General features: G+C 45.3%; 9 protein-coding genes. 6 read left to right on the forward strand and 3 right to left on the reverse strand.

Annotation, left to right across the window (positions count from 1 at the left end; genetic code table 11):
• Window positions 1-74: 74 nt before the first annotated feature.
• Window positions 75-1,535, reverse strand: a complete 1,461-nt coding sequence (locus tag L1D22_RS20845; RefSeq protein WP_239831090.1) for a DUF2867 domain-containing protein — start codon at window positions 1,533-1,535, stop codon at window positions 75-77.
• A 96-nt stretch (window positions 1,536-1,631) separates the two neighbouring features.
• Between L1D22_RS20845 and L1D22_RS20850 the strand changes: the two genes are divergently transcribed.
• From L1D22_RS20850 to nhaA, 5 genes are all read left to right on the forward strand, one after another.
• A complete protein-coding gene (locus L1D22_RS20850; RefSeq protein ID WP_239831091.1) occupies window positions 1,632-3,005 on the forward strand; it encodes an MATE family efflux transporter in 1,374 nt (457 codons plus the stop codon).
• A 122-nt stretch (window positions 3,006-3,127) separates the two neighbouring features.
• Complete coding sequence (locus tag L1D22_RS20855; protein ID WP_017060385.1) at window positions 3,128-3,799, forward strand: ABC transporter ATP-binding protein; 672 nt, start codon at window positions 3,128-3,130, stop codon at window positions 3,797-3,799.
• Window positions 3,780-6,233 (forward strand): ABC transporter permease, encoded by a 2,454-nt coding sequence (locus L1D22_RS20860; RefSeq protein WP_239831092.1) that lies wholly within the window; start codon window positions 3,780-3,782, stop codon window positions 6,231-6,233. The genes L1D22_RS20855 and L1D22_RS20860 overlap by 20 nt, the downstream gene beginning before the upstream one ends.
• On the forward strand, window positions 6,223-7,371 hold the full coding sequence (locus L1D22_RS20865) for a lipocalin-like domain-containing protein (RefSeq protein WP_239831093.1): 1,149 nt from the start codon (window positions 6,223-6,225) through the stop codon (window positions 7,369-7,371). The genes L1D22_RS20860 and L1D22_RS20865 overlap by 11 nt, the downstream gene beginning before the upstream one ends.
• Before the next feature lie 275 nt (window positions 7,372-7,646).
• A complete protein-coding gene (gene nhaA / locus L1D22_RS20870; RefSeq protein ID WP_239831094.1) occupies window positions 7,647-8,810 on the forward strand; it encodes a Na+/H+ antiporter NhaA in 1,164 nt (387 codons plus the stop codon).
• A gap of 192 nt (window positions 8,811-9,002) precedes the next feature.
• On the opposite strand, the gene L1D22_RS20875 is transcribed toward nhaA, so the two are convergent.
• Window positions 9,003-9,614, reverse strand: a complete 612-nt coding sequence (locus L1D22_RS20875) for an OmpA family protein (protein WP_239831095.1) — start codon at window positions 9,612-9,614, stop codon at window positions 9,003-9,005.
• Window positions 9,614-10,921: a TolC family outer membrane protein gene (locus L1D22_RS20880; RefSeq protein WP_239831096.1), complete on the reverse strand. Its 1,308-nt coding sequence runs from the start codon at window positions 10,919-10,921 to the stop codon at window positions 9,614-9,616. The genes L1D22_RS20875 and L1D22_RS20880 overlap by 1 nt, the downstream gene beginning before the upstream one ends.
• Window positions 10,922-11,223: 302 nt before the next feature.
• On the opposite strand from L1D22_RS20880, the gene L1D22_RS20885 reads away from it, so the two are divergent.
• Window positions 11,224-15,033 carry a VCBS domain-containing protein gene (locus L1D22_RS20885; RefSeq protein WP_239831097.1) on the forward strand — a complete coding sequence of 1,270 codons (3,810 nt, stop codon included), beginning with the start codon at window positions 11,224-11,226 and terminating at the stop codon, window positions 15,031-15,033.
• Window positions 15,034-15,394: the final 361 nt, after the last annotated feature.

Here is a 15,394-nt window from a genome sequence, read left to right on the forward strand (position 1 = left end):
CGGTATGCGAGTAACCGAGTATCACTTACTCGTATCTTTTTATCTTTTCTCATCTAGTCACGCGTATCTCGCTCTTAGTCTTTTCGCATCTCGTTATTCGAATCTCGCATCTGCTCTTGTGCCTGCTTCTCTATCGCTTTCACCATCCCTTTGAAGATAAACAGGTGAGCTGGCATCATTGCGAACCAATACAGTAATCCTAGAAAGCCTTTAGGGTGCCACCAAGCTGATATGTTCAGTTCACGAGAATCTCCGTTGTCAGAAACGGTGATCTCCAGTCGTCCCAATCCTGGACCTTTCATGCCAAACAGTAGCGATAGAAATTGGTTCTCTTCACAACGAATGACTTTCCATGAATCGATTTTGTCGCCCACTTTTAGTTTTGGTCCTTCCGGCATTTGTCGAACGGGTACACCACTGCCAAACAGAAGATCTAACCATTCTCTTGTGCGCCATAAAGCGTTAGCGAAGAAGTAACCTTGCTTCGGGCTGCCTATCTGTTGAGCGACGTGCCAAAGCGACTCTAATGAGGCACTAGACGTGATACTTGCGCCTGTTTTCTTAGGATAGTAACCATATCCGGCCTGCCAGCGTTTAAAGGCGGTTTTATCAAAGCCCCACACATTACTTTTTACGAAGTTACCTTCTGCGTGAATCGCTTGTTCCACCATGCTCTCGAACGAGACGAGTTTTTGTGGATACTTTTCTTGGATGGTAGTCGAGTTGGCAATGAAGTCATGCTTTAAGCCTGCGAGCAAGGCTCTACCTATGTTGGAAGGGACAGAGGTCACCACGCCAAGCCAATAAGAAGCGATTTTAGGTGTGAGTAGGGAGGTTGCCCACAATCTGAGTGGACGGTCTGCGGTTTTGGCAATATGGGCGAATTGATTTCGATAAGAGACGATATCTGGCCCACCCACCTCAAAGGTTTGGCTTTCACTTGGAGTATCTTGCGCGAGCTTTAACAAATAGTAATTTAGGTTTTTCAATGCGATAGGGTTCGCTTTCGAATCGACCCATTTCGGCGCAATCATGATTGGCAGGTTGTAAACGAAGTCTCGCATTATCTCAAAGGCAGCAGAACCCGGGCCAATGATGACACCGGCTCGAAGCTCAGTAACAGGAACCGAGCCTTTACGAAGCAGCTCACCCGTTTTCTTTCTAGCTTGAAGATGCTCAGAGTCGCCGGTTTGAGGCTGAAGTGAACTCAGGTAGATAACATGCTGGTTTTTAGGGCCAAGTGCAGAGACAAAGTTGCGGGCTAGGTTTAACTCGTAATCAATGAAGTCATGCCCTTCAGCCATCCCGTGGACAAGGAAGAAGATAAGGTCAAAGTCGGGAACCAAAGCTTGTGTTGCCGCTTGGTCAGCTAGGTCGAGATATTCAAGTGACAAACTCTCATGAGGCTCAGTTCTCGCTTTTAAGTAGTCGATATGCCTTGCTGCTGCGGTTACTTGATAACCTTGCTCTAGCAGAAGGGGAAGTAGCTGTGAACCAACATATCCAGAAGCGCCTAAAACCAGTACTTTCTTCATTACTACTCCATTTATATCTGTGGTTAAAAACCGAACATTGATATAATAGCGCGATATTTATCTTTATTCATCAACACGTTCCGTTTAGGTATTCCTATGTTGCTCTCTTCAATTATCCATCACACACGCGGCGATTTTGTTCGCAGGTTGATTGCCATTGCTTTGCCAATCACCTTGCAGAGCATCATGTTTTCAAGTCGAGGCTTAGTGGATGTACTGATGTTAGGACAACTTGGGGAAGCAGATATTGCCGCAGTCGGCGTTGCAAGCCGTGCGATGTTCGTAACCACTATTATGCTGGTGGGCGTGACCACGGGCGGGGCTCTGCTTACCGCTCAATATTGGGGAGCAGGCAACAAGCAAGGTGTGAGAGAAAGCACAGCACTCACCTGGCTGGTTTCGACGCTGTTTGCGCTGTTGACCATCGTGTTCTTTGTCTCTTTCCCGGCACAAATTATGGGTGTGACTACCGACTCTCAAGAAGTGATTAACTTGGGCGTTGAATACATCGTTATCACCTCATTTAGCATGTTAGCCGTATCGTGTGTCAGCAGTATGGCCGTTGGCCTAAGAGCGATGCATAAACCTGGATTGAGTACTTTCTTCAGTGGTATTGGTATCCTGTCTAACGTCTTCTTAAACTGGGTGCTGATCTTCGGTAACTTAGGGTTTCCTGCTCTTGGCATCAAAGGCGCAGCGATTGCGACCGTACTGAGTGGCGCAATTGAAGTGGCGACCTTGTTTGGCTACCTCTATTTCTCTCAACATTTATTGGCCTTCAAATTTTGTGATATCAAAGCAGCGGCTACAGTGGAGAAAGTGGTTCGCTTCTTGAAATTGTCTCTGCCGACAACCTTCAACTTCTTGGCTTGGGCGGGGGGCTTATTCGCTTATCACGCCATTATGGGGCAATCAGGAGTGCAAGGTTTAGCAGCGCTATCGGTGATGACGCCAGTTGAATCGATCTCATTGAGTTTATTGATTGGTATGTCGAATGCAGCCGCGGTTTTGGTGGGTAACCAGCTAGGTGCGAAGAACAATGAAGCGGTTTACTATCAAGCGTTAGGCTTAACGATTTTGTGTTTCTTGACCAGTATTGTAGTGGCGATTTTCCTCTACTTTATACAAACGCCAATATTGAATGCCTTTAGTGCTTTGACTGAAGAAACCCGAGCACTTTCTGAGAAGTTTATTTTGATCCTGAGCGTGGGTATTGTCATCCGCTCTATTCCAATGACAGTGATCGTTGGTGTACTCAGAGCGGGTGGTGACGTTAAGTTCTGTCTATACCAAGATCTGATTGCTCAGTGGGTGATAGGTATTCCGTTGGCAGCCATCGCTGCTATTTACTTTAAGTTTCCACCTGAGTGGGTTTACCTGCTGTTCCTTACTGAAGAAGTGATTAAGTGGGGCGGGTCGCTCTATCGCATGAAAACAAGAAAATGGATTAAAAACTTGATAGGAAGTTGAAGTCGAGCGCACCAATCGCATCACTTTATCGTTGGTGTGTGATCTATCTTTCAAAATACTTCCTCCTAACAGGGAATTAGTGTAGATTCTCCTTCCAAATTCTAACTAATGCGAGCTGTTTAATGTTAAAGCTGTCAGACCTATGTAAAGGCTATGTCGATGGGGGGGAGTTCCACCCTGTTTTGCAAGGTGCTGAACTGACATTAAACCAAGGTGACCAGCTGGCATTAATGGGCGAAAGCGGTTCAGGTAAAAGTACTTTACTGAATCTTATCGCGGGTTTAGACCTAGCCGATTCAGGTGAAATCGCTTTCCCTCACTTCAACATGCACGACTCTACCGAGCGTGACCGCACCGCTTATCGCAGAAACAACATCGGCCATATCTTTCAGCAGTTCAACTTACTGCCGACATTGAATATCGCCGATAACATTCGTTTTTGCCGCCAATTAAAAGGCCTACCTGAAGACAAGGGGCTCTGGAGACAGATTCTTTCGGCTTTAGATCTTATGCCTTTGCTTGGTCGTTACCCTGAAGAAGCGTCTGGTGGGCAGCAACAACGTGCAGCAATCGCTCGTGCGTTGTATATGGAACCAAAAATCTTATTGGCCGATGAACCGACAGGTAGTCTAGATGAGCGTAATGCCGAAGCGGTAATGCGTTTGCTTACGTCTTTGGCTCGCCAATTAGAATGCACTTTGTTGCTGGTGACACACAGTGAAAAAGTAGCCTTACACATGGATGGCCGGATCCGTCTACAAGGAGGGCAACTGCATGTTATGGCCCGTAGTTAAGGCACTACTCGGTCATTATCGACGTTACCCACTTCAGATTATCTTGGTATGGCTTGGTTTAACCCTCGGCGTATCACTTTTGGTTGGTGTTACTGCTATTAACCAACACGCCAAACAAAGCTATACACATGGCGAAAAACTCTTTTCGAATCCTCTTCCTTACCGTATTCGACCAAAACACAACGCCAATAAAATCCCACAAGGCTTTTATATCCATCTTCGCCGTGAAGGCTTTCAGCAGTGTTCTCCTTTTGATCACCATCGTATCACTGATGAAAACGGTTCAAACTTCATGCTGATTGGCATAGACCCAGTTTCTATGCTTCAACTGCAACCGGGCGCCGCGTTAAAAGATCTCAATACGTTAAACCTCATGAAGCCGCCGTATCCGATTCTTGTGAGCGATGATCTCGCTGAACACATGCAATGGAACAATGGTGATTACATTCCTCTTCTGGATGGCTCTGAACTTGGCCCTGTGATGGTTGACGAGAACAACATTATCAATGGTACAAGATTGATTGCTGATATTTCGCTGCTGAGAATGCTCAAACGAAGTGCTGGTTTATCTGTGATTGCTTGCTCAGAGATGTCTACCGAGAAGTTTGAACGTCTCAAAAACATGCTGCCAAACGGTTTGACGATTTCGCGCAGCTCTAAAGCTGAACTTGAGTCGCTGACCAGTGCGTTCCACTTAAATTTAAAAGCGATGGGTATGCTGTCGTTTGTGGTTGGCTTATTCATTTTCTATCAAGCAATGTCGCTTTCTTTTATTCAACGTCAACCGTTAGTCGGAATTTTAAGACAGACGGGGGTGTCTGGTTGGCAACTGACTAAAGCGCTCTGTTTAGAATTACTGCTTTTGGTTTTACTGAGCTGGATCTGTGGCAATGTATTTGGCGTGATGTTAGCAAACCAATTGTTACCTGCCGTATCTTCAAGTTTGGGCGATTTATACGACGCTAATGTCGGCTTAACGATTGACTGGAACTGGCGTTGGAGCGGTTACAGCTTACTGATGGCATTGATCGGTGCTTTCTTAGCGTGTGCTTGGCCACTGGTTCGTTTACTTAAGTCTCAACCGATTCGTTTGTCTTCTCGTTTGTCTTTGATGCGTTTTGCTGGCACCGAGTTCACTTGGCAAGCGTTGATTGGTTGTGGCTTCTTGGTTGCTGCTGTTGCGGTGTATCAAGCTCCACAAACTCAAGAGTCTGGCTTTGCGATTATTGCACTGATGTTGGTGAGTGTGGCTCTGTTTACGCCATTCTTAATGTGGAAACTGTTTAACAGCCTGTCTTATTCATTACGTTGGGTTCGTGCTCGCTGGTTCTTCGCGGACGCAGCATCAAGCATGAGCTACCGCGGTGTGGCGACTATGGCATTTATGCTAGCGCTAACAGCGAACATTGGCGTAGAAACCATGGTAGGCAGCTTTAGGGATACCACCGACAAGTGGCTAACACAGCGTTTGGCGGCTGACCTCTATATTTACCCAACCAACAATGCAGCAGCTCGCATGAGTAGTTGGCTATCAGAACAGCCTGAGGTTGACTCTGTTTGGTGGCGTTGGGAGAAAGATGTCGCTTCTCCAGTCGGTAGTATTCAAGTAGTGAGTACGGGGCCTTCTGAAGGTGAACTAGAAGCGCTAACCATCAAACTCGGTATTCCTAATTACTGGTATCACTTACACCATTCTAAAGGTGTGTTGATCAGCGAGTCGATGTCTCTGAAGTTGGGTATTCGCCCGGGAGACTATATTGACCTCTATGACAACTTGGGCTCTGGTTGGCAAGTGGTGGGCGTTTATTACGATTATGGTAACCCTTACCATCAAGTGATGATGTCACACCGAAACTGGCTGTATGGTTTCGCGGGGCGGGGCAATGTTGGCCTTGGTGTGATACTCAAAGATGATGTCAATTCAATCGGTCTTAGAAGCCGATTAGAAAGCGTATTCAGGCTCGGCTCTGAACGCATCTTTGACAACAATAATATTCACAGTCAAGCGATGCGGGTATTTGATAGAACCTTCGCGATTGCTGACACGCTAGGCAATATAACTCTGGTTATTGCGGTGTTCGGTATCTTCTTTGCAACTGTTGCGGGTGAAGTATCGCGGCAAAGGCATATCTCGCTGCAGCGCTGTTTGGGTGTCTCTGCGAAAGAGCTGATTCTGACAGGCAGTTTACAACTGTTTGTGTTTGGACTTATTTCCTCTTTAATAGCGATTCCGCTTGGCTTAGCGTTAGCAAGCTTGATCGTTGATATCGTTATCAAGCAGTCTTTTGGGTGGTCACTCGAGTTACAAGTGCTCCCTTGGGACTATTTAGAGACATTTGCTTGGGCAATGGCAGCATTGATGCTAGCTGGTGCTTTACCAGTGATGAGAATGATTCGGAACACGCCGATGAAGTCACTGAGGGATGCCCTTTAATATGTTTCTACGGAATAGCTCAACCAAGTTAAGACAGCGGATTTTGTCTTCTCTATTGTTAATCAGTTTCTTCGGCATCTTTTTGAGTGTTTGGGGTTACTACTCCTATTTCATCGACCCTGGCGAAAAAGGGGTTAATGAGGTGAACTCTGTTTTGGTAAGCGAACACTTCAACGTGTTTGAACCTGTGTTACCAGACCGTAATGTTTCGCTACCACAAGATTTCAAGTTTCATCCTGAATTCCAGCACGAATGGTGGCACTACTTCGCGTCTTTGAAAGGGGACGATGGCAAAGACTATTCGGTTCAGTGGAGCTTTTTCCGTATCGCGACAGACGAACGTGAAACGCCCGGATGGCAGAGTCCGCAAGTCTATATCTCAAATGTGGTGGTCTCTTCCAAGTCTAAAGTATGGAAAGAGCAGCGCATGGCTCGTGGTGGTATTGGCCAAGCGGGAATGACCAGTCGTCCATTTAGAATTTGGATTGATAATTGGAATTGGCGTTCGCTGGGCAACACGCCGTTTCCTGGTCGCCTGCAAGTACAAACAGATACGTTCGATCTTCAATTAGATACAGTGGCGAAAGGGCCATATGTACTTAATGGGGAGAACGGCTATCAGAAAAAGCACGATTTACTACCTGTTGCATCTTATAACTTCAGCGCGCCGTTCTTATCACTGAGTGGCGTGTTGAATCTCGACGGTGTCGCCAAGGAAGTTGAAGGCACAGCGTGGGTACATAAAGAGTGGGGCAGTGGTTTGCTCGGAGTGGGTCAACAAGGTTGGGATTGGTTTGTATTCAATCTTGATGATGGTACAGCGCTGAGCATTAATCGCTATCGTCATAATCAACAGTTGCCTTATGTGTTCGGCACTTTAGCAACTCGTTCCGGTAAGGTATACCAGCTGACGGAAGGTGATATTTCGATTCAGCCTTTGCAAAACACAACCTTGATGAATGGTCGACGAATGCCACTTCAGTGGATCATTAACGTGCCTAAGCATGATATCAACCTGACTACGCGCATCATACGCAGAGACATGTGGCTTCCATTTGTCATACCATATTGGGAAGGGCCAGTCATGGCTAGCGGAAGCCATGAAGCGACTGGCTTTATGCAGCTCACTGGTTACTAAACTTCATCTAAGGCTATCATTTGATAGCCTTTTTTTGTGCCATCCACTTTCCTCTGCATGTAATGAATTCTGCATACAGGTTCGATGATCTCATCTATACTTAATTTATGGTGCATAACAACTTTATGGAATATACGACGTATTGTTTAGTATTTGTAGGAAAAACCGAAGTTAAACATCCAAAGAAGTGATTATCTATCGATAAAGCTTGGATATAAACTCGTGGTTATTCTTTGTTATTCGTTTATTTAAATAATAAATATAAGGGCGAAATCATGACCGACGTCATCCGTGACTTCTTTAAAATGGAATCTGCTGGCGGCATCATCCTAGTAATCGCTGCGGCGATCGCAATGTTTGTAGCAAACTCACCACTGAACGAAATGTACCAAGGTGTACTTCATAGTTACGTTCTTGGTATGTCTGTGTCTCACTGGATTAACGATGGCTTAATGGCTGTCTTCTTCCTTCTAATCGGCTTAGAAGTTAAGCGTGAACTTTTAGAAGGCGCATTAAAGTCTAAAGAGACTGCAATCTTCCCAGCTATCGCAGCTGTGGGTGGTATGCTAGCTCCTGCACTAATTTATGTGCTATTTAACTCAAGTAACCCTGAAGCGCTTCAAGGTTGGGCTATCCCGGCAGCAACAGATATCGCATTCGCATTGGGTATCATGGCACTTCTTGGGAACCGTGTACCAGTAAGCTTGAAAGTGTTCCTGCTGGCTCTAGCAATTATCGATGACCTAGGTGTTGTTGTTATCATTGCACTGTTCTACTCAGGTGATTTATCTACGCTTGCACTAACGGTTGGCTTTGTCGCGACTGGTGTCTTGTTCATGCTAAACAACAAGCATGTAACTAAGCTAAGTGTTTACCTCATTGTTGGTGCCATTCTGTGGTTCGCAGTATTGAAGTCTGGTGTTCACGCAACGCTAGCAGGCGTAGTCATTGGTTTTGCTATCCCACTGAAAGGTAATAAAGGGGAACATTCTCCGCTGAAACACCTAGAGCATGCTCTGCACCCATACGTAGCTTTTGCAATCTTGCCTATCTTTGCATTTGCAAACGCTGGTATCTCGCTAGAAGGCATCTCAATTTCAAACTTAACAGGCATGCTACCGCTTGGTATTGCAATGGGTTTATTGGTTGGTAAGCCACTGGGTATCTTCTTATTCAGCTGGGGTGCTGTGAAAACAGGTGTAGCTAAACTTCCTGAAGGTGTGAACTTCAGAAACATCTTCGCAGTGTCTGTGCTGTGTGGTATTGGCTTTACTATGTCTATCTTCATCTCTTCATTGGCATTTGGTCCAACGAACGCAGATTTTGATACGCTCGCTCGTCTAGGTATCCTGATGGGATCAACGACAGCAGCAATCCTGGGTTACTTCCTGCTAAGTATTTCTTTACCGAAAACTAAGCACCAAGAAGTAAAACTATAATTGGTAGTAGGCTCGCTAAATTAAATAGGAAGCCTATTCACTGAGTAACAAGCTAGTTCCCGAGTAGCAAGAAACGTCACAGATTCATCCCCTCGATTCATGTGACGACAAAGAACAAAAAAGCCGTGATGGGCAACCCTATCACGGCTTTATTGATCTTAGTTTCTGATAGTTAGTCTCGTTCCATTTTTGCTATTTCTCTAGGGTGGTGAATATGGTCCACTCCTCGATGATTTGTTCGCTTAGACCGACGACAGTTGCCGTAACTTTACGATTCAGTGCGTGAGAGGTCGGGTCGTCACCGTCACTCTCCAGTCGCTCTTCACCGTAACCCACAATCCTGACTCGGCTAGGGTCGACACCATTCGATAGTAGTTCATCTTCAACTTGATGGGCACGTTTCTTTGATAGCTCTAAATTGTATTCATTAGAACCAACTTTACTGGCGTAACCTTGAATCTCAATGGATGCGCTTTGGTAGGTTTCTAGGAACTCAGCCATAGTAGTGATTTGATCAGAGAAGATAGGATTCACATCATAAGAATCATTTGCGAAAAGTATTTTCAGCTGTCGGACTTCTTCTGAACGCATTGTTTCACCGCAGCCTTCATTATCAACTTGTGATGCTTCAGGCGTACCTGGGCAAGTATCACGTGCGTTAACCACTCCGTCCTTGTCATCATCTTGTAGGTCCGCAATCTGTTTTGCTTCAGGTGTCTCGATGTAGGCCTCGTTCTGCTGATTAGAGCAAGCAAATAAAGTCATCGTTAATACGGGAAGTAATAAGTAAGTTATTTTCATCATTAATACTCCACGGGCGTAGTCCACTCTTCTGGAATATCGACCAGCAGAGCATTCAATAAAGAACCCGTTGCGTTCATCACACGGTACTTAGCGTATTGTTCAGAATAATGCGCATCTAGGTAATCTTTACGGGCTTCAAATAGTTCGTTCTCTGTGTTTAGTAAGTCAAGCAGAGTGCGTTTGCCTATTCGGTATTGTTTTTCATAAGCGATAACGGTTTCTGACGCAGAATCTACGTGATCAGATAAGAAGTTCTTTTGTTGTAATGTAAGATCCAACGCACTCCAAGAGAGGCGAAGACCTTCTTCCACTTGACGATAAGCTCGGTCTCTTAAATCTTTTGCTTTGTTTAATTGGTAAGCTGCAGCTTCGGAGTTAGCACTGTCAGTACCACCGTTATACAAGTTGTATCGCATTCGTAGCATCGCTAAGGTTTCTTGGCTTGAACCTTGATCGCCACCAGCATCGTCACGCCATGACTGAGAAGCCTCAATGGAGAAAGTAGGGTAGTTCACGCCCTTCGATTGTTTGTATTGGAAGTGTGCTGAATCAACATCTGCAGTAGCGACTTTGATGACAGGGTGTTGATCCAAGGCTTCAACAAGGGCATCTGTTAATGACAGAGGAATCATAGAAATATCGGCTCTTGGGTAAACTAAGCCTAGCGGTTCTTGACCTACTATTCGTCTAAACTGAGTATGGGTATCAATCAAATTATTTTGTGCGGCCAATAAGTTACCGTGCGCCTTCGCGATCCTTGCTTCTACTTGGGAAACGTCCGCGGTTGATCCTATTCCTGAATTGGCTCGTTTTTTGATGTCTTTATAGATTTTCTTGTGTATCGAAAGATTGCTTTCAGACAGTGCAAGCACTTCAGTGGCTTTCACTGCGTCGAGATAGATTTGTGTCACCTCTAGCGCTTTATCTTCAGCATCCGCTAACAGTTGTAAGCGAACCGATTCTGCTTCTGCGGCAGTACGGTCAATGTCGTACAGGGTTGCAGAACCATCCCATAGCAATTGGGTGAGGGAAATCGTCGCTTCCTTTCTTGTTAGATCGGTATCGGGGCCGTTGTTTGGTGCAGGGTTTATGCCTTCGTAACCGATACCAGCATCAAGGTCGATACTGGGTTTGTACGCTCCTCCAGACGCATCATTACGTTTTCTTACGCTCACATATTCGTTGAAGATGCTTTTTATCTCTGGGTTTGTTGCCAAGGTAATAGCCACAGACTGCTCCAGAGTTTGAGCGGCGAGTGGTGTTGCAGCAACTAAGCAACACATGATGGATAATTTAAACAATTTCAAAGTAGCTCTCCTTCTACTTTCAATGTCTCATCCGTTTCCCAACCTACGTTTATCGCTGAATTGAGAGAAGGGTATTAAACGAAGCTTAGGACATTTGCAAAAAAATGCGAAGTTTGTTGGTTTTTTTTTTGAATGTAAGTCGCTATTGCTATTGACTAATTTGAAATTACCCTAACTTGCACCCTATTAGTGAGTTGATTATCAATAACCTCGCTACTAAATTTATTGTAGGAAATAGCCACAGCGCAGAGGGGCATTGAATCCGCGTTTGGCATGTTCTGGGCAGAAGTGGGAATATGGATATGGGAAATATCAACCTAAATATACTAGGCCTTGCTAGTGGGAGTGTCGTGCTCGACGCTCAAGGCCAAGTTAGACGTTTGTCTCCGGGCGAACAACCAGCTGCTAGCGATGTGATTATCAGTTTTGAAACTGGTGAAGAGAGCGTGCCAAGTGTTTCTGCACGTTTTGTCGATAACCAGGGTCAACAAAATGCACTAGATACTGATGATGCAATCGCTCAAGTTCAGCGTGCGATTGAAGATGGATTTGATCCAACGGAATTGGGAGATGAGTTTGATACTGCAGCGGGTGAGCAAGGTTCGAGTTTAACCAACAGCGGTAGGATTGAACGTACTGGGGCTGAAACTCAAGCTGCCACAAATTTTGAAACAGACGGATTTGAGTCGCAAGGATTGTCAGAAACTCAAAGTATTGCGCTTTTTGATATCATCGCTTTTGCGCTTATTTCTGGTGAAACTAACGTCATTGAGTTTGAACAGGATGAACCCATTGAGACTGGGGGCATGCTAACTAGTGACGATCCCGACATTACCTTTATTGGTAAAGAGGTCGTTGGAGACAATGAGCTAGGTACCTTTGTCGTCAATGAGGATGGTACTTGGACATTTGTCGCTAATAGTCCTTATGATGAACTTGCTGACGGCGAGCAGATTCAAGATACAACGACAGTGCAAACCTCTGATGGAGGAGAACAAGTCATTACAGTAACGATTATTGGTACTGATGATGCGGCTGTAGCTACTGATGGTTCAGGCAGTGTGACTGAGGACATTGATGTAGATGAAATCACTAACCAATTAGTGACGTCTGGTCAGATTGTAATTACAGATGTAGACAGCGACACCCCTACCTTTTCAGCTGACGGTGAGTTTAACCTCGTCGGTTCAACAAACGAATCGCAGCTAGGCGTATTGAGCATCGATCCCGATGGTGCTTGGACTTACGTAGTTAACAATGATGATGTTCAGTACTTGGATGACGATGAGTTCGTAACCGAGGTTTATACCGTGACAGCAAGTGACGGTACCACGAGCGAAGTGACCATTACTATCAACGGTGCAGATGACCCATCTGATATAACCGTTGGTGAAGGTGATTCAGACACAGGTGAAGTGACTGAGGATGTAGATGTTAACCAAGAAAGCAACAACTTAACAACCTCTGGAACGTTAACCATCACCGATGTAGACGACAACGACGTCGCTGCTTTTGAACCCACCGGAACGTTTAATCCAGAAGGCTCAACCAATGAGACAGCGCTGGGCATGTTGACCATTACCGATGATGGTGAATGGACATACGTAGTCAACAACGATGATGTGCAATATCTTGATGACGATGAGTTTGTCACCGAGGTGTATACAGTCACCGCGATTGATGGAACCACAAGTGAAGTGACCATCACCATTAACGGTGCCGATGACCCGTCTGAGATCACCGTTGGTGAAGGCGATTCTGACATGGGCGAGGTGACGGAAGATGTCGATGTTGATCCGGAAAGTAATGACTTGATGGCGACGGGAACACTGACGATTACTGATGTGGATGCTAACGATGTTGCGGCTTTTGAACCCAACGGAACGTTTAATCCAGAAGGTTCAACTAATGATACCGCGTTAGGTATGTTGACCATAACCGACGATGGAGCATGGACATACGTCGTAGACAACGACGATGTGCAATATCTTGATGACGATGAGTTCGTTACCGAGGTATACACTGTTACTGCGATAGACGGAACTACAAGTGAAGTGACCATCACCATCAACGGTGCCGATGATCCATCTGAGATAACCGTTGGTGAAGGTGATTCTGACATGGGTGAGGTGACGGAGGATGTCGATGTCGATCCTGAAAGCAATGACTTGATGGCGACGGGAACATTGACGATCACAGATGTTGACGCCAACGATGTCGCGGCTTTTGAACCCAACGGAACGTTTAATCCAGAAGGCTCAACCAATGATACCGCGTTAGGTATGTTGACCATAACCGATGATGGCGAATGGACGTACGTGGTAGATAACGATGATGTGCAATATCTCGATGACGATGAGTTCGTTACCGAGGTATACACTGTTACTGCCATTGACGGAACCACGAGCGAAGTGACCATCACCATTAACGGTGCAGATGATCCATCTGAGATCACCGTTGGAGAGGGTGATTCAGACATGGGTGAGGTGACGGAAGATGTTGATGTCGATCCTGCTACCAACGAGCTCTCGGTGTCTGGTACTTTAACGATTACTGATGTAGATACCAGCGACATGCCAGCCTTTAAACCCAATGGTGTGTTTACTCCGATTGGGTCTACTTATGCACTTGCTCTGGGTATGTTAACGATTACTCCGGAGGGGGCATGGAGTTATGTTGTTGATAATGATGCGGTTCAATACTTGAATGATGATGACGAGGTTATTGAGCGATATGTCGTAACCGCTATCGATGGTGTTGAGCATGTTATCGAGATAACAATCAATGGTGTCAACGATGCACCTGAAGCGACTAGCTTTACGGTGGTCAATGATGAGGATGCGATCATACCAATTCTTTTCGATTCTGAAGATGGTGGTATGCCAGATTACATCTCAGATGTGGAAGATGACCATGACGACATTCCACTTAATATTCGGATAGAAAGTTTGCCAACCAACGGCAGCCTTTTGTATACCGATGAAAATGGCGTCACGAGAGAAATCATGCAGTCTGATGTCGATAACGGTGTGTTGTTTGTTCCAAACAATATCAGCTTCGTTGCGGGGCCTGGAGAACCGTTTGAAATGGGCTTCAGTGGTGATCCAGACGATATGCCAGATCTCGTTGATGGTTTCTATAATTGGGGTGTCGCGGTATCACCAACTGAAAGGCTAATTACCTTAGCTAACGGAAATACCATTACGCTATCGATTGATGACAATAACGACAAACCCCTACAGCAGTATCAAGGTGAACAGCCTCATGTTGGTTATGGGATTGGTGATACTGATGGTAAAGGTATGAACATGCAGGAGACCTTGATCATCGACTTTACCAACAACCCACTTGATGTTGTTCATTTTGGATTAGATGGGTTGGGCGGAGAGTTCAATATGAATAGCAGTGTACATATTGAAGTGATTTATACCTTTGCTGACGGGACAACAGCTAGCGAGCAATACCAAAAAGATGAAGGCGATACAGGCAACCAGCAGATCCTGTACGAGTTCAGCTACTCGTCACCAAGTAATCCGATTGTTGGTATGGAGCTTTCATCTTCCGGTGGTAATTGGGAGTTGCGTTACGTACAAGGTAATGAAGCTGTAACCGATGACCCTCAATTTGACTATGTCGCAGTAGATTCAAATGGCGCTGAAAGTACAGTCGAAACGGTGACGGTTGATATTGAAGAACCACAACAATATAACGTGACTAGTGCTGCAAGCAACGAGCCTTTATTTGCGGGTTCGGGCAATGACTTACTGATTGGTGATGGCAATGACAACATTTTCACTTGGCTAGACTCTGCGCTCGATAACGGAACAGACATCATTAAGGACTTTGAACTTTACACTGGTGGTTCTGGTGACCTGATCGATCTCAATGACCTGCTTGAAGATCCTCAAGACGAAATTCAAATGGCTGAGCTACTTGATGCGATAGAGGTCTCTGTCGACGGCGAAGATATTGCGCTGTCCATCCCAATCAATGGAGGAGGCGATGTTCAAACTATCGTGGTTGAAGGGGTTGCGACTGAGTTAGGTGGTTCGGTTGATTTAGGGAATGATCTAGCTGTGCTGGGAGAGCTGATTAAAAATGATGCTGCCTAACTTGCTTGCTTAGCGAGTGTTTTAACTTAACTAAAAGCCCTCAATGCTGGGGGCTTTTCTGTGTCTTAAGTTTAGTCATGATTTTGTTGTGTCTGAGGGGGCAGGTTATAGGCAAAAAAAAGGTTCATCGCGGATTAGCGGGAACTAAAAACAAAAACGGTAGTAAGTGATATGGTTTAGTCGCCAAACAAAAATCATACACAAACTACCGTTTTCATGCCGAATCATACTTTCCTATCGTCATTCTGGGAAGGCTTTAAAATAGTAAAGTCTCACCAGACAGCATCACTTATTACACTAACTCTTAAACCGAACTCTGAGGCTAAATGCTTTTGCGGTCTTGAAGCCGAGGCTATCCATG

Source organism: Vibrio sp. Isolate34, from assembly GCF_022397915.1.
Lineage (GTDB): Bacteria > Pseudomonadota > Gammaproteobacteria > Enterobacterales > Vibrionaceae > Vibrio.